Origin of the sequence: Cupriavidus oxalaticus (genome assembly GCF_038900635.1) — a bacterium.
GTDB classification, from domain to species: Bacteria; Pseudomonadota; Gammaproteobacteria; order Burkholderiales; family Burkholderiaceae; genus Cupriavidus; species Cupriavidus oxalaticus_B.
In genome coordinates this window covers 17,681-36,286 of record NZ_JAYMRX010000017.1, presented here as the reverse complement: position 1 = coordinate 36,286, position 18,606 = coordinate 17,681, and the positions used below count along the sequence as shown (strand labels likewise).

Here is an 18,606-nt window from a genome sequence, read left to right as displayed (position 1 = left end):
CACGCCACGTTGCTGGCGGCGAGATGGATGGCGCGACATGCTCAACCCTCCACCGGCAGCGTCGCGATCGCATACGCGTGGCGCAGCGTGCGGCCCAGCACCGGGTCTTCCAGCTCGATCTCGAAACGCTGCGCCGGACGGATGCCGCCAATGGCCGGCAGCGTGCCGCACAGCATCGCCGAGCCTTCGCCGAAGCTGCCGCCATGCCCGGCAAAGCGGTCGAGCAGGTCGGCTGGCGAGCGCATCGCCGTCACCGCGCCTTGCTGGTACAGCACGCGCTCGCCATCGATGGTGGCGTACGAGCGCAGCACCAGCTGGTCCCAATGGCCTTGCACTTCAGCCAGCTTCCACAGCGTCGGCGCGCAGGGCTTCTCGCACATCTGCTTGGATACGGTGATGCCATAGGTCTCGGCCTCGCGGTCGGTGTGGTCCGAGGCGATGCCAACCAGGATCTCGCCGCCGTCGTTGACGAGCAGGAATTCGGCTTCGCCGCTGCTGGCCTCGCCGCTGACCTGAATCTCCGGTGCGGCGCCCAGCCGTTCGGCGGCAACGCGATAGAACACTGGCGTGTAGGGCGGCCGCTTCACGCCGAGCTCTTCCAGTTCGCGGATATGGGTTTCCATGGCCTCGACGTCGCGGCCGGTCCATCCCGCCACCACCAGTTGGCGGATGGCGACGGCGCGTTGCGACTTGCCCTGGCGGCTGTCGATATCAAAGGTAAGGGTCTTCATGTTCGGGGGCTCTCTGTGCGGGGGAGGGGATGGCCGGCGGCAGCGCGCCGGTCGCATTGACGGGCTGGCTTACTTCCTGACCAGCGGGCAGGCGCTGGCGCTGAGCGGGCGGAACGCTTCGCTGGCCGGGATCACGCTCTTGATCTTGTAGTAGTCCCACGGGCGCTTCGATTCCTGCGGCCGCTTGACCTCCACCAGGTACATGTCGTGCACCATCAGGCCGTCGGCGCGGATGGTGCCGTTGGCCGCGAAGAAATCGTTGACCGGCGTGGCGCGCATTTTGGCGAGCACCGCGTCGCTGTCGTCGGTACGCGCGGCCTGGATCGCCTTCAGGTAGTGCATGGTCGACGAATACACGCCAGCATGGACCAGTGTCGGCATCTTGCCGGTCTTGGTGAAGAAGCGCTGCGACCACGCGCGCGTGGCGTCGTCGCGGTCCCAGTAGAACGAAGTCGTCAGCGTCATGCCTTGCGCGGCCTGCAGTCCGAGGCTGTGGATGTCGCTGATAAACATGTGCAGGCCCGCCAGCCGCTGCTTGCCGCTGCCGTTGATGCCGAAGTCGGCCGCGGTCTTGATCGCGTTGACGGTATCGGCGCCGGCATTGGCCAGCCCGATCACGCGGGCGCCGGACGCCTGCCCCTGCAGCAGGTACGACGACAGGTCGGCGGAATTGATCGGGTGCTTTGCCTTGCCCTTGAGCGTGCCGCCGACGCTCGACAGCGCCTCGGTGCCGTCCTTCTCCAGCGACGCGCCCAGGGCGTAGTCGACGGTCAGGAAGTACCAGCTGTTGTCGCCGCGGCGGGTCAGCGCCTTGACCGTGTTGGCGGCGAAGGCGTAGGTGTCGTACGAGTACTGGATGGTGTAGGGCGAGCAGTCCTCGTTGCTGAGCCGCGTGGTGCCGGCGCCGCTGGCGATGACGATCTTGTGCTTGAGCTTGCCCAGGTTGGACACGGCCAGCGCCACCGACGACGGCAGCGCATCCTGGATGACATCGACCTTCTGGTTGTCGAACCAGCCGCGCGCCAGCGTGGCGGCCACATCGGTCTTGTTCTGGTGGTCAGCGCTGACCACCTGCACGGGCGCGCCGAGCACCTTGCCGCCAAAGTCGTCGACAGCCATCTGCGCGGCGATCACCGAGCCCTTGCCGCCGATGTCGGAGAAGATGGACGACATGTCGGTGAGCACGCCGATCTTGACGACGCCATCGCTGATTGGGGCGGGGTCGGCCGCCACGGCGGCTCCCGAGATGAGGCTGGCGCAGGCGAGCGCGGCCGCGCCGATACGGATATCAGGCATGTTGTCTCCTTGGGTCTTTGTAGGAATAGTTGGTACTGCTCAGGCTGCGCTTACCTGTGGAGCTGCCGCAGCGCCGCTTCCACGGCCATGCCGATCGCCAGCAGCCTGCGGTCGGCGCCGTGCCGGCCGAACAGCATCAGGCCCACCGGCGCTTCACCCGGGCGATGGCAAGGGACCGACAGCGCGCACAGGTCGAGCATGTTGGCGATGGCCGGATTGCGCAGCAGCAGCCGGTTGGTGGTGAAGAAGGCGTCGTCGTCGTCGAGGTCGGTGATGCGCGGCGCCAGTATGGGCACGGTCGGCAGCACCACGGCATCGAAGCCCGCCAGTTCGGCATCCGCCTGCCGGCACAGCGCGGCACGGCGGTCGCGCATGCGCAGGTAGTCGGCCGCGAGCTGCCCGTCGGCCAGCCGGATGCGCGACAGTACGCGCGGGTCGTAGCGGTCGGCGTGTGCCGCCATCAGCTTGCCGTGCCAGGCGCTGGCCTCGGCGGCCACCAGCCCGCCGCCGTGACCGAGTTCGCCAAGCTGGCCCCAGGTGTCGAAGTCCACGTCGTGCAGCAGCGCGCCGGCGGCGGAAAGCCGGCGCAAGGCGTCGCTGAACGCCTGCGCGACCACATAGTCGATCCCGTCCAGCACCATCCCGCCGGGAACGGCCAGGCGCAGGCCGGCGAGGCTGGCCGGCGCCGCGGGCGGCGCTTCGCCGGCCATCACCGCGTCGACCGCGGCGCAGCACGCGACGGTATTGGCGAGGCAGCCGACCGAGTCGTAGCTGGGCGACAGCGGCACGGCGCCCTGCAGCGGCACCCGGCTCGCGGTGGGCTTGAAGCCGACGATGCCGCACAGCGCCGCCGGGATACGGCACGAGCCGCCGGTGTCCGAACCGATCGCGGCGAGCGCCATGCCGTCGCTTACCGAGACCGCCGCGCCCGACGACGAGCCGCCCGGGATGCGCCCGGCCTGCCGGTCGAACGGGTTGCGCGGCGTGCCGTAGTGCGGGTTGATGCCAACGCCGGAATAGGCAAACTCGGTCATGTTGGTCCGCCCGACAAAGACGGCGCCCGCGGCGCGCAGGCGGGCAATGGCAGGGGCATCGGCGCTGGCGGCGCGCTCGGGCAGCACCTTCGCGCCGGCGCGGGTGACATCGCCCTGCACGTCGAAAAGGTCCTTCACCGACACCGGCACCCCAGCCAGGGCACCGGCCACGCCCTGTTCGCGCAGCATGTCGCTGGCCTGCGCCTGCTTGCGCGCGGCCATGCTGACGCCGTGCGGGAAGACGCGCGCGCCTTCGCCGCCGGGATTGCAGATGCGTTCGACACACGAGGCCAGCAGGGACAGCGCATTGGCGCTGCCGTCGGCGAGCTGGCGCTTGGCGGCGGCTACGGTGGCTTCCATGATCAGGCCGGGTCGTAGTAGTGGATTTCCAGCAGCATGCAGCCGCCGTTGGAGCGGAACGGGCCGTGGAAGGCGCCGGGCGGGCGGCAGGCGTAGGTGTTGGGCTCGAAGGCTTCGCCGCCGTCGCCGTTGGCATTGTTGCCAACGGTCAGGTCGCCGCTGAGCAGGTACACCTCCTCCCAGTACTCGTGGACGAACGGCGCCTTGGTGAAGATGCCCGCATCGAAGCGCAGCAGGCGGGTCCGGCTGCCGCGGCGGCCGCTTTCGTCGAGCGCGCCGGACAGGATCTTCTGCTGGATGCCGGTGGGGTAGCCTTCCGGCACTTCCCAGCCGGAGGAGAGGTCCAGGGTATGGAACTCGTCGTGAAGTTTGTTGATTGCCATGCTGATCTCCGTTATCGAGGCAAGGATGGGGACGGGTCGTGCCGCGCTCAGGCGGCCTGCGGCAGCCGGGCCAGTTCGTCCTGCAGGGAATAGCTGCCGAGCATGTTGTCGACCAGGCCAGACGCGCGTTTCCAGTCATAGGTGCGGTAGGCATGGCCCTTGGTGACGAAGGTGGCGCCGGCGTAGAACATCTCGTACTGGTTGTGGCGCGAGGCGAACTCGGAGCCGACCGCGTCCCAGGCAAGCTTGAAGAACTTGACGCGCTCTTCCGGGCTGCAGACCGGCGACTTCTGCGTCTTGGCGATGATGTCGGCCAGCGTGGGGTTGGCGAAATCCTCGATGCTGGAGGGCAGCATGATCATGCCGCCGCCGGCCAGCTCGCGCAGCGTATTGAGGACCTTGGCGTAGAGCTGCTGCGTCACCACCTGCGAGCCGTACAGCATGCCGCGGTCGGGGATGAAGTAGCCGTTCTGGTTGACCTGGCCCTTGGCTTCCATGCCGTAGACCCACGCCTCGACCATGCCCGCCTCGGCGGCGAGCTGGCCCAGCAGTTCCTTGACCTGCGGGAAGCCGGCGGTGCCGTTGATCTCGGTAATGCGATGCGCCAGGCCGACCAGGAAGCGAAGCTTGACCATCAGCCGCACCTGGCACTGGTAGTTCTGGTAGACGTGCGCCGGCGTGGCATGGAACTGCTTCGCGCACATGGCGACGTCGCCCGCGACGAAGATCCGGTCCCAGGGCACCTTGACGTCGTCGAAGTAGAGCACCGCATCGTTCTCGTCGAAGCGGCTTGCCAGCGGGTTGTCGAAGACCGAGGTGGCGCTGGCTTCGTACGACTTGCGCGACATCACCTTCAGGCCCTTGCTGTTCATCGGCACCGCGAAGGACAGCGCATACATCTCGTCGCCCTCGCGCAGCGGCTGGATGCAGCTGCAGAAGACCTCGTTGGCCATGATGCCGCTGGTGGCGAGCATCTTGGCGCCGCGCACGGTAATGCCTTCAGCGTCCTGGTCGACGATGCCCACCGCCAGGTACTTGTCTTCCTGCTCGTGCGCCGCCTTGGCCTGGTTGGCCTGCGGGTTGACGATCACATAGGTGAGGAACAGGTCGTTGTCGCGGGCGTAGCGGTAGTAGTCGCGCAAGGCGCCGGCGCGTGCCGGGTCGGCCTGCTCGAGCACGTCGATGCCCATGTACATGCCGGAGATGCACGACGCGACATGGTCGGGCGAGCGGCCCATGAAGCCGTAGTGCAGCGCGGTCCAGGCCTCCAGCATCTCGCGGCGCTCGACCAGTTCGTTGTAGCTGGTGGGAAGCTGCCAGATGCGGCTGACGCGCCGGTCGCTGCCGTCAGGCTGGAAAGTCATCCTGTCGGCGTTCTCGGGATGCGCCTGGAAGTCGTAGAGATTGGCGTAGCTGCGGATCGAGTTACGGAAGGCGGGATGCACCGTGACGTCGGTGACGCGCTTGCCATCGAGGTACACTTCGCGCCCATCGCGCAGCATGGCGATGTGCTGGGTGCCGGTCTTGATCATGTCGTTCTCCTGTACTGACTGCTTGTGTTGTTGGATTCAGGCGGCGGCAGGGCTGTCTTCCAGCGCCCGGTATCTGCCGCCAAAGAAGATCAGCGGCCGGCCGTCGTGGCGGGCCTGGTGACGGACCACGCGGCCGATAAAAATCACGTGGTCGCCGCCGTCATGCATCGCGTAGGGCTCGCATTCGAAGGTCGCCAGCGTGTCCGGCAGCAGCACATGGCTGCCTCCGCATTCACCCGTGGCGCCGAAGTCGATGCCGTCCCACTTGCCCGAGTTGGCGCGGGCGAAGCGGTTCGAGATGTCCTGCTGCGCCTCGGCCAGCACGTTGACCGCATAGCGCGGCGCGCTGCGCAGGTCGGCCAGGCTCAGGCAGCGGCGATCGACCGAGAACAGCACCAGGGGCGGATCCAGCGATACCGAGTTGAACGACGCCACCGTGATGCCGACCGGGACCTCTCCGGCACGCGGCGCGGTGATCACGGCGACGCCGGTTGCGAACATGGCCAGCGCGTTGCGGAAACGGCGCTGCGCGTCGGCGTCCAGTACGACGCCCCGATCGACAGATGACTCAGCCATCACGACTCCTACGCATGTTTGGGCAACCGGTCCGGTCGCCGCAGTCTGTTGATTTGTTTGTTTAATTAGCTTTGTAAATTAGGTTTCATTGAATGCTAACAAACTGCGGTATTCAAGTTGGTGGAAACCCTAGGCGGCAGGTTTTGCACGTTCGCGGCGCCGCCGCGTGAATGCCGGTAAGCCTTGTGGCACAACGGTTTGCGGGAGGTGGAGGGAATGCGGCGGGAGATTGCGAAGAGGCTGGCGACAGCGCGAAGCAACCCTATCGCCAGCATGGCGCCTGCGCGTCGGTGCGCTGCCCGATGCTAGACTCGGCCGCACTTTCCCTGACCAGCGGGTTCGCGTTACCCCCGGTCGTACACTCTCCGCAGCCAGGAATGCGCCCCATGAAATTCGAGCAAGAGAAACTCCCCATCTACATGGACTACAGTGCGACGACGCCGGTGGATCTCCGCGTCGTCGACAAGATGGTGCCGTTCCTGCACCAGCAGTTCGGCAACCCGGCATCGCGCAGCCACAGCTATGGCTGGCAGGCGGAAGCGGCCGTGGAAACGGCGCGCGCGCACGTTGCGGCGCTGCTCAATGCCGACCCGCGCGAGATTGTCTGGACCTCCGGCGCGACCGAAGGAAACAACCTCGCGATCAAGGGCGCGGCGCATTTCTATCGCGGCAAGGGCAATCACATCATCACGGTAAAAACCGAGCACAAGGCCGTGCTCGATACCTGCCGCGAACTGGAGCGGCAAGGCTTCGACGTGACGTATCTCGATGTGGGACCCGACGGCCTGATCGATCTGGATGTGCTGCGCGCGACGCTGCGGCCGGACACCATCCTGGTGTCGGTGATGATGGTCAACAACGAGATCGGCGTGATCCAGCCGGTCGCGCAGATCGGTGAGGTCTGCCGCGCGGCGGGCATCGTGTTCCACTGCGACGCGGTGCAGGCCGCGGGCAAGATCCCGATCGACCTGGTGGCGCTGAAGATCGACCTGCTGACCGTGACCGCGCACAAGGTCTACGGGCCGAAGGGGATCGGCGCGCTGTACGTACGCCGCAAGCCGCGCATCCGGCTGGAGGCGCAGATCCATGGCGGCGGCCACGAGCGCGGCATGCGTTCCGGCACGCTGCCGACGCACCAGATCGTGGGCATGGGTGAAGCCTTCCGGCTGGCGCGGCTGGAACTGGAAGAGGAGGGACGCCGTGTCGGCGCGCTGCGCGATCGGCTGCTGGCGGGCCTGTCGCGGCTGGACGAGGTCTACGTCAACGGCAGCCTCGAACACCGCATCCCGCACAACCTGAACATCAGCTTCAACTACGTCGAGGGCGAGTCGCTGATCATGGGCATCAAGGACGTGGCGGTGTCTTCGGGATCGGCCTGTACTTCGGCGTCGCTGGAACCGTCGTTCGTATTGCGCGCGCTGGGCCGCAGCGACGAGCTGGCGCACAGCTCGATCCGCTTTACGCTGGGCCGCTACACCACCGAGGCCGAAGTGGACGAAGTCATCCGGCAGGTCAGCGCCACGGTATCGCGGCTGCGCGAGCTCAGCCCGCTATGGGAGATGCACCAGGAGGGCATCGATGTCGGCACCGTGCAATGGGCCTCGCATTGACTGTGCCTTGACGGCGGCGTGCCGCTAGCCTTTCAGGCGGCGCGCCTGCAGGTGCTCCAGGTCGAGCGCGGCACGGTCGCCGTTGGCGACGAGGCGGTCGACCACCGAGCACAGCACCTTGAATTCGGTGCGGGTGACGCCGTCGAACAGCACGTCGTTGATCTGCTGCTGCACCGGCAGCAGTTCATTGAGCAGCTTGCTGCCCGCCGTGGTGATGGTCAGACGCATCTTGCGCTTGTCGTCGGGATGCGCCTTCTTGTCGATCAGGCCGAGCTTCTTCAGCTTGCCGGTCTCGATGGTGATGAACGGCCCGCTCAGGTGCAGGTGGTCGGCAAGCTGGTTCACCGTCACCTCGCCTTGCTGTGACAGGTGGGCGATCGAGCGGATCAGCGAATATTGCACGCCGGTCAGCCCGACCAGGTTGCCAAAGCCGTCGCGCACCGACAGCAGCCGCGCGGCGAACGGCAGCAGGCCGTTGACGAGGTGCCGGAACTCGCGGTCCGAGCCATCGATCAGGCAAGCCGGATGCGTGATTGTCAGGGTCTTGTTTGCAGGAGTCGTAGCCATCGGCGGATTGTTTGATTAGCTTGTAATGCAAGCTTTGTGCCAAATTCTACCAAACTCGCCGCGCGGCCTCAGGTGCTGTCCGGCCCAACTTTTTACGCCAACGCGTTGCCCGTATGAATGCGATTCCCCTACCCGAAGCCCAAGCGCTGCTGGCCCGCTATGTCGAGGCCAAGGACAATAACCGGCCCGCTCTGATCCACGAGGCATTCGCGCCGGATGCCATGCTGACCTTCTCGATCGACACCGACACCATCAGCTTTCCGGCACAGACGGAAGGCGCCGCGGCGATCGCGGCGACGCTGGTGACTGACTTCGCCAAGACTTTCGATCGCTGCCGGACCTACTACGTCGGCGACCTGTCGCCCGCGGCGGATGGCACCACGCTGACGGTCCCGTGGCTGGTGCTGATGCGCGAGACCGCGGCGCACACCTTGCGCGCGGGGAAGGGCGTTTACCGCTGGGGCTTTGCCCGGCAGCCGGATGGGACGTACCGCATCGGCAGCCTGCACATCCATATCGCGCGGATGGACGTGGTGCCGGATGCCGGCGCGGCCATGCTGGCTGCCCTGCAGGCTGCGCTGCCGTATCCATGGCTGCCGTCGCAGACGCTGCAGGTGGCGGTTCAAGCGCAGGCATCGGCTGATGCCAGGCTGGCGTTCATGGAGGAATTTGTCTAAAGCGAGGCTTGGCCAAGGTCGATCGTTTTCCGATATACCCGAATCGCCATTCCATATTAGCCAGACCATTCTCGCCTCCATAGACTCAACACAGTTTCATTCAACTGGAGCCGAAATGGAAAAGAAGCGCGTGGACCTGTACTGGGATGTCGGCAGCACTAACACCTACTTCGCCATCAAGCTGATCAAGCCGATCCTTGAGCGCCACAATGCAGAACTCGTTCTGCATCCCTACAATCTGGGCTATGTCTTCCGGAACAACGAATACGAACTGATGAAGGAACCGAAGTCCAAGCTCCGGTACCGCAAGCGGGATCTGATGCGCTGGGCCGAGAAATACAATGTTCCTTTCCAGATTCCCCGGCAGTTCCCGATCAAGTCCAGCCGGGTTCTGCGCGGCTCGCTTGCGATGCGACGCAAAGGCCTGGAGTTGGAATTTGTCGAGCGGGTGATGGAAGCATACTGGGAGCGCGGCGATGCCAGCATCGTCGACTATGCGGGCTTGCGACCGATCGTCGAGGCGCTTGGCGTCGACTTTGCCTGGTTCGAAGAGGTCGCCGCGAGCGATGAAATCGGTGCCGAGCTCGCGCAAAGCACGGACGCGGCGGTAGAGCGGGGGGTCTTTGGGGTACCCATGATGTATGTGGGCGACGAGATGTTCTGGGGGAAGGATCGTCTCGATTTCATGGAAGAGGAACTTGCGCGCGCCGCGTAGACGACTGCACGACGGCCTGCGCATCGGTTTGGCTGCCACCGCTGTGCAGGCCGTTCTCGCGAGCACCCTTGTCTTGCCCCTGAGCCGCCGCTTAAGGCTCCGGTGGGGCTGAATGTTACCTCCGCGCACCGGTTGCGACGCATCGCAAAGGTACCGTGCGCAGGCAAACCATCGTTTTAATCTCCGGCCACGCTTCGGCCATGCATTTTCCAATGCTTCATTGCCGAGTCTTCATGCCGAGTCGCCACTGACATGCGATCGGCGCGCGCCGCGCCTCGTAGCAGGCGTGGGGGATAAGGGCAGCAAGCTGAAGCGCCGCCCTGGTGGAACTCATATGATTCTGCGTTCCCGCAGCCGTCGGAACTCGGCGGCATCCACGCCGGCCAATTCCCGCAGGATCTCTTCGGTGTGTGCCCCCGGTACGGGCGCTGGCGTGTCATAACCGGCGTCAGCGCCGCCAAATCGCAAGGGGAATGACGCAGCCTTGACATTCATCGTCGCGTTCGCGAGGGGGTTCCACAGCGATACAGCCATGTTCCGCGAAACGATCTGATCCCAGGCCAGGACGTCATCAATCGTTCGTACCGGACTGCACGGAATCCTGGCGGACCGCATGTGCCGCTCGATTTCCGAAGTGGGCAGCGCCGACGTCCATTTCGAAACGATCTCGTCAACGGTCGCGTTGTTCGACAAGCGCCATGCGACGGACATGATGTCGGGGTCATGCTTGAGATCGGAGCGTCCCATGACGTCCAGCAGCGTGCACCAGTCATCATTGCTGGCGGTGCCGATCGTCACCCAGCCATCCGCGCTCTTGTACGCGTTGAAGGGAGAAAAGCGCATGATCCGGTTGCCCTGCTGGAAGGAGAGGCCCAGTTCGCGATAGCAATCCAGCGGCTCGTCGAGGATCAAGGACAGCAGGCAGTCGGTCATGGAAACATCCACCGACTGTCCATGACCGGTACGCTGGCGATAGCTCAATGCCGCGACGATCCCGAACGCGGCGAACAGGCCGGCAATCGCATCCGAAAGGGGCGAGCCCGCCTTCGTGGGTGCGGCGCCTGGTTGACCCGTGATGCTCATCAAGCCGGCGGCCGCCTGGACCATCAGATCATAGGCCTTGAGGTTCCGTGCGGGGCCCGTGGAGCCGTATCCGGTCAGGGAGCAGTAGACAATGGATGGATTAGCTTCGCGCAGCACGTCATAGCCAATGCCAAGTCGATCGGCGACGCCCGCGCTGAAATTCTCCACCACGACATCGGCGTGCCTGACCATTCGCAGGAAGAGTTCCTTGCCGTCCGCGCTCTTCAGGTTAAGGGTGGTGGACTTCTTCGCGCGCGCCCGCTTCAGGTACGCGATGCCCATGTCCTGCTGGGAGCGCCTTTCGAACGAGACGCCCTGCGGGCCGGCAAACGGCGGTGAGAATGCGGTCGGATCGCCTCCGTCCGGATCGTCGATCTTGATGACTTCGGCACCCAGCCCGGCGAGGAACAGCGTGCATTGAGGGCCGGAGAAGAACCGGGTGAGGTCAAGTATCTTGACGCCGTCAAGAATCCGTTTTGTCATGGGTTGCCGTTTGCCTGTTTAGACGTATGCGAAGTCTAGACACGCGACAGTACAACCGGCCAATAGGACTTTGAGGTGACGGTATTGCGATTCCGTATGACTAACCGATCTTCGAGGCGCCGGGCCATGCGCCTTCGGCGACCAGCGCCAGAGCGGTTTCGCGAATCAGTTCCATGATCCGGCGCGCGGCGGAGCTCAGCGGCATGATGTCGAAGGTGCAAAGCGAAAGGCGCCGCTGCAGCGCAGCCCCCGCGATTCGCTGGACGGCGAAACCCTCGGTGCCTCCCGGGATCGAAGGCGACAGTATCGTCGAGCCGACGCCGCTTGCGACGACAGCGCGAATCGTCGCGAGGGAATCGAGCTCTGCCAGTACGACCGGCCTTTGCCCGGCGGCTTCGAACGCCTCGTCGATAATTTGTCGCGTGATGTTGGATCGCCCGGGAAGGATCAGTGGCCGCTTTGCCGCTTCCGCAATGGAGATCTCTTCAGGTGCCGCTCCATCCGCTTGTCGGGACGAAAGAAGAAACAGGCGCTCGGTCAACAGGGGACTGACCTCAAGATGAGCCCCGAGCCTGCTCTCGCGTACCGCACCGGCTCCATCCACACGCTCAAACAACAGGCTCATCTCGATCCGTCCGTTCACCACCAGTTCCTGGAGGTGCCCACTGAGGCTCTCCGTGATCTGGAGCTGGATATCCGGGTATTGCCTGGCTGCTGCAGCGAGAAGCCTGGGCGCAAGTATCGTCGCTGCGCTGGTCGGCAGCCCGACTGATACGGTTCCCTGTGGATGCTCGCCAGCATGCTGGACATCGTTCTTCATCAACTCCGCCTGCCGCAGCATGGCTCGCGCGTGGCGATAGAACACTTCTCCCGCCTCTGTCGCTACCACGCCTCGTGCGCTTCTGGCCAGCAACTTCACCTTGAGCTCGTCCTCGAGCTTGGCGATTTGCTGGCTGAGCGCCGGCTGAGCGGTGTACAGATCGGCGGCCGCGCGCGACACGCTTCCCAGCTCAACGATTCGTACGAAGTACTTGAGTTGTCGGAATTCCATGGTTCATTGTATGGCGCGTCGGCCGGCCTGCGGTAGCCATAAGTTTTTGACATGCCCCAAGCGGGACACAGTATTGGCGCAACGATCGTGGCATTTCTAAGATGGCTCCATCAATAACGAGCCACTTCACCGAGATGATCGATCTCTACTTCTGGAGTACGCCAAACGGCTACAAGGCCTCCATTCTCCTCGAAGAGCTGGGGATGCCCTACAACGTCATACCGGTGCACATCGGCAAGGGGCAGCAGTTCGCGCCGGAGTTCCTGGCGATCAGCCCAAACAACAAGATACCCGCCATTGTCGATCATGAGGGCCCAGACGGACAGCCCATTGCGATGTTCGAGTCGGGTGCCATCATGATGTACCTGGCGGAGAAAAGCGGCCACCAGTTCATGCCGCAGGACACCCGCAGTCGGTACGAGGTCCTGCAGTGGCTGATGTTCCAGATGGGGGGCGTGGGACCGATGCTTGGGCAGGCCCATCATTTCCGCAAGTACGCGCCGGAGAAGATCGACTACGCGATCGATCGCTATACAGGCGAAGCACGTCGTCTGTACACGGTGATCGACCGTCGCCTCGCTGATTCCGAATACTTGGCGGGCGATTACTCGATTGCCGACATGGCCACCTATCCGTGGCTGCGTGCCCACAAATGGCAAGGCCAGGACCTTGCGGACTTCCCCCACCTTCAGCGCTGGTACTCAGCGGTACGCGCACGTCCCGCCGTGCAACGCGGTATCGCCGTGCTCGCCGAGAAGGTCGACAAGACAGGTGCCAGTCCGAGCGGCGACCGGTGGGAAAACCTCTTTGGCAGGAATCAGTTCGCCACGCGATAGGAGAAGCACAGTGTCGCAAACCAGGACCCCAATGCTCACCGGCTTCCGCGTGCTGGACATCACCCAGATCGTTGCCGGGCCGACCTGCACACGCATTCTTGCGGAAATGGGTGCGGAGGTCATCAAGCTCGAGCTCGCTCCATTCGGCGACCGCACCCGCGTTGGCGGCTTGCGCAGCCAGAAGCCGGAGCATAAGCGTTGCTCCCAAAGCACCTACTTTGTTCAGCACAACCATTCAAAGAAGAGCCTCGCGCTGAATCTTAAGGCCAGCAAGGCGCGCGAGCTTGTTCTCAAGATGATCACGCGGTTTGACGTGCTCGTCGAGAACTTCTCGCCTGGCGTGATGGATCGTTTCGGTCTTGGCTACGACGTGCTGAGGAAGATCAATCCGCGGCTGGTCATGTGCTCCATTTCGCTTGCGGGGCAGAAAGGCGTTCTGGCGAACAAGCCGGGATACGACTACGTCGCACAAGCGTACGCCGGCGTGACGGACCTTATCGGCGAGGCTGATGGCAGTCCTGCCCTGATCACCATGGCAATCGGGGACGCATCAACCGGGGTCGCTGCCGCCATGGCGGTTGGCTTCGCGCTGTTGCATCGGGAGCGCACAGGGGAAGGGCAGTACATCGAGACTTCGCTGCTGGATACCTACTTCAACATGCATGAGGTAGCCATTCCGCGCGTCAGCCTTCGCAAGGGCTATGAACCAGCGCGCACCGGCTCGCAGCACCCCGACGGTGGACCGACTGGCATCTTCCGTTGCGGGGACGGTACCTACCTCACGCTGGCTACACTTCCGCACCAATGGGAGCAGGTTGTGTCGGCCCTGGGACGCGATGACCTGTTGACCGACCCGCGCTTTGCCACCGCGGCGCTGCGCCGTGCCAACAACGCGCAGCTCAAGGAGATCCTGGAGTCGTGGCTTTGTACATTCCCGTCCAGAGACGCCGCCATCGATGCACTTGAGCGGCAGCGGATTCCGTGCGCGCCGGTTCTCACCCTGCGGGAGGCCATGAACCATCCCCATCTGCAGGAACGCGGCGCCGTACGTACGGTGCGCGACCCCTACGTCGGCGAATTCCAGATCCCGGGGCCGCCAGCGAGATTCTCCGCATGGAAGTATCCATCCTCTTTGAGAGCTGACCTGCTGGGCGAACACAACGAGCAAGTCCTGAAGACATTCGCCGGGCTTGACGATGGCGAGATCGACGCGTTGTATGCCGAAGGCGTGCTGGTGCGAGACAGGCTGCTCGAGCCGGAGGCGGCGGCGCCGGAAAAAGCGGGTGTCGCGCGATGAGCGCCGTGGACAACAGCATGGAAACCTTCGATCTGTTTGTCATTGGCGCAGGCTCTGGCGGTGTGAGGGCGGCACGTACGGCTGCCGCACTCGGCGCGCGGGTTGCGGTCGCGGAACAGTCGCGAGTAGGCGGCACCTGCGTGATTCGCGGTTGTGTGCCGAAGAAGCTCCTGGTCACCGCGAGCCGCTACCGCGCGGAGGCATCCGATGCGGTCGGCTTTGGATGGAACCTTGAGGCCAAAGGCCATGACTGGAGTGTGCTTCGTGATGGTATCGCCGAGGAAGTTGGCCGGCTCGAGCATCTGTATCGGACGGGCCTGGACAGCGCCCAGGTCACGATTTTTGACGAGAGCGCCTCGGTGGAGGGCAGTGGTCGGGTGCGGCTCGCATCTGGCCGAACGGTGTGGGCTGACAACATCGTCGTGGCCACCGGCGCGATGCCTTCGCCTCTTGGCATTCCCGGTGCGGAGCATTGCATCACCTCCGACGAGGTCTTCGGACTGCCGCATCTGCCGGCTCGCGTCGTGATCGTTGGCGGTGGCTATATCGCGCTCGAATTTGCCGGCATTTTCAAGGGGCTGGGGACCGATGTCACGCTACTGCACCGGGGCCCGGCGGTTCTGCGCGGATTCGATGCGGATCTGCAGCACGGCGTCGCCGCCGCATACCTCGAGCAAGGCATCCAGCTTCGATTGAATACCTCGGTTCGTTCCATCGAAGCCTTGCCCAGGGGCTATCGCGTGGCGGACCACGCCGGGAACGGCTTCGATTGTGAGCTTGTCCTGAATGCGACAGGCCGCTCGCCGAATTCGATGGCAGCAGGTGGGGCGCTTGCGCTGGACCAGACTGGCGCCATCGTTGTGAATGGTCGATATGCAACGTCGATGGAGGGTGTCTATGCCATCGGCGATGCGATCGGGCAATTGAACCTGACCCCGGTGGCGATACGGCAAGGACAGTGGCTCGCCGAGTCGCTCTTCGGGGCGTCTCAGTCTTGTCCGCCCGACTTCGGGTTGACGCCGACGGCAGTGTTCTCCACACCAGAGATTGCCAGTGTCGGGATGACCGAGCACCAGGCACGCGCGACGCTTCCCGACATCACGGTCTACCGCACGAACTTCCGGCCGATGCGGGCTTCGCTGGCAAGGAGTCGTGAGCGCGTCATGATGAAGCTCGTCGTTGACAAGCGGAGTGACCGTGTCGTGGGGCTGCAAATGCTGGGGCGTGATGCAGCGGAAATCATTCAGATGGGCGCGATCTCGCTACAGCGGGGGATCACGAAGCGTGAGTTCGACCGGACCGTCGCACTTCATCCCAGCGTCGCCGAGGAGTTCGTCACCATGAGAAACCATGACTGAAGATCATGGAGCGGAGAAGAAAGAGTAGTCATCACACAAAGAGCATGACGCAAGGAGACAGGGTATGAGGTTCGTTGCAGCATTTGTCATCGGTTGGCTGGTATGCAGTTCTTCGTTCGGGGAATCATTCCCTTCCCGGCCACTGACATTGGTGGTGCCGTTCTCACCGGGTGGTCCGACAGACGTTGTGGCTCGTCACCTGAGTGCCGCGATGGGGCGATCGCTGGGGCAATCCGTTGTCGTGGAGAACCGTGCGAGTACGGGCGGGATTGTGGGGTCGGAGGCCGTTCTGAGGGCCGAACCCAATGGGTATACGCTCTTGATTCATAACATCGGCATGGCCACCCTGCCGGCGCTGACAAAAACGCTTCGGTTTGATCCGACGAAGGATTTCGAATACATCGGGCTCGTTGCTGATGTCCCGATGACCCTGGTTGCGCGTCCGACTCTCGCACCTTCCGGGTTCCGAGAGTTGCGGGCTTACATCTCGGCCAATCAGAAGAAGATCAATCTCGCCAACGCGGGAATCGGCACAGCGTCACACCTCTGCGGGCTGATGCTCATGAGCCAACTCCATTCGGCAATGACGAGCGTTCCGTATAAGGGGGCTGCGCCGGCCATGGTCGATGTTCAGGGAGGACAGGTCGACCTGTTGTGTGATCAGGTGACGACCACGCTCCAACCGATCAACAGCGGCCGTGTCAAAGCCTACGGAAGCACGACGTCGTCGAGGCTGGCTGCACTGCCAAAGCTGCCGACCCTGCGCGAACAAGGGTTGGGGGAGTTTGAAGTGACAGTGTGGCATGGCGTCTACGCGCCCAGGGGCACGCCCAAGCCAGTAGCCGCGAAGCTGGTGAAGGCGTTGCAGGATGCCGTCAGTGATCCGGCCTTCCGGGAAGGGATGCTGAAGCTTGGTGCTATCCCTGTAACACCTGACCGCGCTACGCCTGAAGCACTGTCACTGCAGTTGCGAAGCGAGATAGGAAGGTGGATGCCGGTCATCAGGCAGGCCAACGCGTTTATCGACTAGACGCCGTCAGCCATCATGGTGACTTGAGAACGATCATGGGCAACGATACCTGGCATATGGAACCGGCCATGCACAGTGACGTTATCCGGCGGATCGCCATGGAGGCAGCGGCGCTTATGATGTTCAAAGGCGCGACGGCGGCGAAGGCGATCTCGGCTGCCGTCGCGCAGCATGTTTCAGATGGTCAGGGAGGGCGCGAGTGCCGGGGAACTTTTGCTGAAGTCGAGTCGACCTGGATCCCGCCAGGCAGAGAGCAGGAGGTGCGCGAGGTGTCCACCGGGATTCTGGCGGACGTCGAAAAGCGCCTTCGTGAAGCATCGCGGGAATGATCTGGGCAGCGCGCTTGCCAGGGGATGGCAGGACTGACGCAGACCTCAAGTCGAGACGTACTGTCATGATATGCACGTCGGCCGAACTGCTTCACCGAATTCGGGCCATGCTGAGGCAACTTGGTGTTGATGAGGGCAACGCTTCGAAGACGGAGGAATCCGGCATCGAGCGTCGCCTCGCGGCGCGGCTGAGGCAGGCCATTGCAGTGGGTTCAGCCCTGGAAATTACTGTGACTTTAGGTTGCGGTGCCGAACTCTCAATGTTTCCCGACGATGCCGTGCTCGAGCGGTGCACGACAACCGTACGGACGGCGGGGCAATGCACACTAGTGGGTGCGATCTGGGCGGTGCGGCATCGCTGCGCGCGAGGGGGAGAGGCTGTCAGGCGATTCTCCCTCTAGCAACCATCGACCTCAAAGCCCCAGCACCAGCTTGGCGATGATATTGCGCTGGATCTCGTTCGATCCGCCGTAGATCGACGCCTTGCGGTAGTTGAAATAGCGCGGGGCCAGCACGGCCGCATAGTCGGGCCCCACGCGCGGCGCGGCCTCGCGGCCCTGGATCCCGGCCCAGGTGTCCTGCACGAACGGCAGTGCCGCGGGACCGGCGGCCTCGACCGCCAGCTCGCTGACCGCCTGCAACGTCTCCGTGCCGGTGAGCTTCAGCATGCTGGACGCCGCCCCGATCGACGTGCCCGATTCCACGCCCGAGAACACGCGCAGCTCCACCGCCTCCAGCGCGGCGGTGCGCACGTGCAGCGCGGCGAGCTTGCGCCGGAAAGCGGGGTCGTCGAGCAGCCGCCCGCCATCGTCGGCGCTCTGCTCCGCGGCGATCTGTGCCACCTTGGCCAGCTGCTTGCGCAGCATCGGGCTGTAGGTGCCGCCACGCTCGAACTCCAGCAGGTACTTGGCGTAGGTCCAGCCCTTGCCTTCGTCGCCGATGCGGTTCTCCGCCGGCACGCGCACGTTCTCGAAGAAGACCTGGTTCACTTCCTGCTGTCCGGCCGCCGGGCCGTCCAGCGTCGGCAGCGGCGACACCGTGATGCCGGGCGTATGCATGTCGAGCAGCAGGAACGAGATGCCTTCCTGCCGCTTCGACTCGCGGCTGGTGCGAACCAGGCAGAACATCCAGTCGGCCCACTGCGCATGCGTGGTCCAGATCTTGGAGCCGTTCAGGATGTAGTGCTCGCCGTCGCTGTCGGTACCGGGATCGGCGCGTAGCTGCAATGACGCGAGGTCGGAGCCGGAATTGGGCTCGGAGTAGCCCTGGCACCACCACACGTCCGAGGCCAGGATCGGCGGCAGGAAGCGCGCCTTCTGCGCGGGCGTGCCGTATTTCATGATCACCGGCGCCACCATCTTCAGTCCCATCGGCGACACGGGCGGGCAGCCGGCCGCGGCCAGCTCGGACTGGAAGATAAAGCGCTGCGCCGGCGTCCAGCCCGGGCCGCCGTATTCCTGCGGCCAGTTGGGCGCGGCCCAGCCGCGCGCATGCAGCGCCTTCTGCCAGCGCACCTGGCCGGCCTTGTCAAGATAGCCGTTCTTGGACTGCGCCATCATCGCGCGCAATTCGTCGTCATATGCCTGGGCGATCCAGGCGCGCACGTCTTCACGGAACTGCAGGTCTTGCGGGGAGAAATCGAGATTCATCGACGGGCC

General features: G+C 64.2%; 18 protein-coding genes. 8 read left to right on the top strand and 10 right to left on the bottom strand.

Going from position 1 to position 18,606, the window contains the following annotated elements; genetic code table 11:
• Positions 1-41: 41 nt before the first annotated feature.
• The 6 genes from VSR71_RS23580 to VSR71_RS23555 all read right to left on the bottom strand — a co-directional run bounded on the left by VSR71_RS23580 (position 42) and on the right by VSR71_RS23555 (position 5,912).
• The gene (locus tag VSR71_RS23580; protein WP_342916220.1) at positions 42-731 is read right to left on the bottom strand and encodes a DUF2848 domain-containing protein; all 690 of its coding nucleotides are present in this window, start codon (positions 729-731) and stop codon (positions 42-44) included.
• A 69-nt stretch (positions 732-800) separates the two neighbouring features.
• Positions 801-2,027 carry an ABC transporter substrate-binding protein gene (locus VSR71_RS23575; protein WP_342916219.1) on the bottom strand — a complete coding sequence of 409 codons (1,227 nt, stop codon included), beginning with the start codon at positions 2,025-2,027 and terminating at the stop codon, positions 801-803.
• 50 nt (positions 2,028-2,077) lie between these two features.
• Entirely contained in the window at positions 2,078-3,421 is a 1,344-nt protein-coding gene (locus VSR71_RS23570; protein WP_342916218.1) for an amidase, read from the bottom strand.
• Positions 3,422-3,423: 2 nt separating this feature from the next.
• Entirely contained in the window at positions 3,424-3,804 is a 381-nt protein-coding gene (locus tag VSR71_RS23565) for a cupin (RefSeq protein ID WP_342916217.1), read from the bottom strand.
• 47 nt (positions 3,805-3,851) lie between these two features.
• Complete coding sequence (locus tag VSR71_RS23560) at positions 3,852-5,336, bottom strand: 4-hydroxyphenylacetate 3-hydroxylase family protein (RefSeq protein ID WP_342916216.1); 1,485 nt, start codon at positions 5,334-5,336, stop codon at positions 3,852-3,854.
• 36 nt (positions 5,337-5,372) lie between these two features.
• Positions 5,373-5,912 (bottom strand): flavin reductase family protein, encoded by a 540-nt coding sequence (locus tag VSR71_RS23555; protein WP_342916215.1) that lies wholly within the window; start codon positions 5,910-5,912, stop codon positions 5,373-5,375.
• Between the two features lie 386 nt (positions 5,913-6,298).
• On the opposite strand from VSR71_RS23555, the gene VSR71_RS23550 reads away from it, so the two are divergent.
• Positions 6,299-7,522 (top strand): IscS subfamily cysteine desulfurase, encoded by a 1,224-nt coding sequence (locus VSR71_RS23550; protein WP_342916214.1) that lies wholly within the window; start codon positions 6,299-6,301, stop codon positions 7,520-7,522.
• A gap of 24 nt (positions 7,523-7,546) precedes the next feature.
• Here the strand turns inward: VSR71_RS23550 and VSR71_RS23545 are convergent, their stop codons facing one another.
• Entirely contained in the window at positions 7,547-8,089 is a 543-nt protein-coding gene (locus VSR71_RS23545) for a MarR family winged helix-turn-helix transcriptional regulator (protein WP_029047235.1), read from the bottom strand.
• 113 nt (positions 8,090-8,202) lie between these two features.
• Here VSR71_RS23545 and VSR71_RS23540 point away from each other — a divergent pair, with 113 nt between their 5' ends.
• Together VSR71_RS23540 and VSR71_RS23535 are read left to right on the top strand one after the other, a co-directional pair.
• Positions 8,203-8,766: a nuclear transport factor 2 family protein gene (locus VSR71_RS23540; RefSeq protein WP_342916213.1), complete on the top strand. Its 564-nt coding sequence runs from the start codon at positions 8,203-8,205 to the stop codon at positions 8,764-8,766.
• A gap of 115 nt (positions 8,767-8,881) precedes the next feature.
• Positions 8,882-9,481 (top strand): 2-hydroxychromene-2-carboxylate isomerase, encoded by a 600-nt coding sequence (locus VSR71_RS23535; protein ID WP_209759580.1) that lies wholly within the window; start codon positions 8,882-8,884, stop codon positions 9,479-9,481.
• Positions 9,482-9,811: 330 nt separating this feature from the next.
• Here the strand turns inward: VSR71_RS23535 and VSR71_RS23530 are convergent, their stop codons facing one another.
• Both VSR71_RS23530 and VSR71_RS23525 read right to left on the bottom strand, forming a co-directional pair.
• Complete coding sequence (locus VSR71_RS23530; RefSeq protein WP_342916212.1) at positions 9,812-11,047, bottom strand: CoA transferase; 1,236 nt, start codon at positions 11,045-11,047, stop codon at positions 9,812-9,814.
• A gap of 100 nt (positions 11,048-11,147) precedes the next feature.
• Positions 11,148-12,098, bottom strand: coding sequence for a LysR substrate-binding domain-containing protein (locus VSR71_RS23525; protein WP_342916211.1), 951 nt, complete (start codon positions 12,096-12,098; stop codon positions 11,148-11,150).
• Positions 12,099-12,232: 134 nt separating this feature from the next.
• Between VSR71_RS23525 and VSR71_RS23520 the strand changes: the two genes are divergently transcribed.
• From VSR71_RS23520 to VSR71_RS23500, 5 genes are all read left to right on the top strand, one after another.
• Positions 12,233-12,934 carry a glutathione S-transferase N-terminal domain-containing protein gene (locus tag VSR71_RS23520; protein WP_342916210.1) on the top strand — a complete coding sequence of 234 codons (702 nt, stop codon included), beginning with the start codon at positions 12,233-12,235 and terminating at the stop codon, positions 12,932-12,934.
• A gap of 31 nt (positions 12,935-12,965) precedes the next feature.
• Positions 12,966-14,231 (top strand): CoA transferase, encoded by a 1,266-nt coding sequence (locus tag VSR71_RS23515; RefSeq protein WP_342916209.1) that lies wholly within the window; start codon positions 12,966-12,968, stop codon positions 14,229-14,231.
• Positions 14,232-14,248: 17 nt separating this feature from the next.
• A complete protein-coding gene (gene gorA, locus VSR71_RS23510) occupies positions 14,249-15,589 on the top strand; it encodes a glutathione-disulfide reductase (RefSeq protein WP_342916208.1) in 1,341 nt (446 codons plus the stop codon).
• 64 nt (positions 15,590-15,653) lie between these two features.
• Positions 15,654-16,619: a tripartite tricarboxylate transporter substrate-binding protein gene (locus VSR71_RS23505; protein WP_342916207.1), complete on the top strand. Its 966-nt coding sequence runs from the start codon at positions 15,654-15,656 to the stop codon at positions 16,617-16,619.
• A gap of 35 nt (positions 16,620-16,654) precedes the next feature.
• Entirely contained in the window at positions 16,655-16,948 is a 294-nt protein-coding gene (locus VSR71_RS23500; RefSeq protein WP_342916206.1) for a hypothetical protein, read from the top strand.
• A gap of 413 nt (positions 16,949-17,361) precedes the next feature.
• Here the strand turns inward: VSR71_RS23500 and VSR71_RS23495 are convergent, their stop codons facing one another.
• A complete protein-coding gene (locus tag VSR71_RS23495; RefSeq protein WP_342916205.1) occupies positions 17,362-18,597 on the bottom strand; it encodes an acyl-CoA dehydrogenase family protein in 1,236 nt (411 codons plus the stop codon).
• Positions 18,598-18,606: the final 9 nt, after the last annotated feature.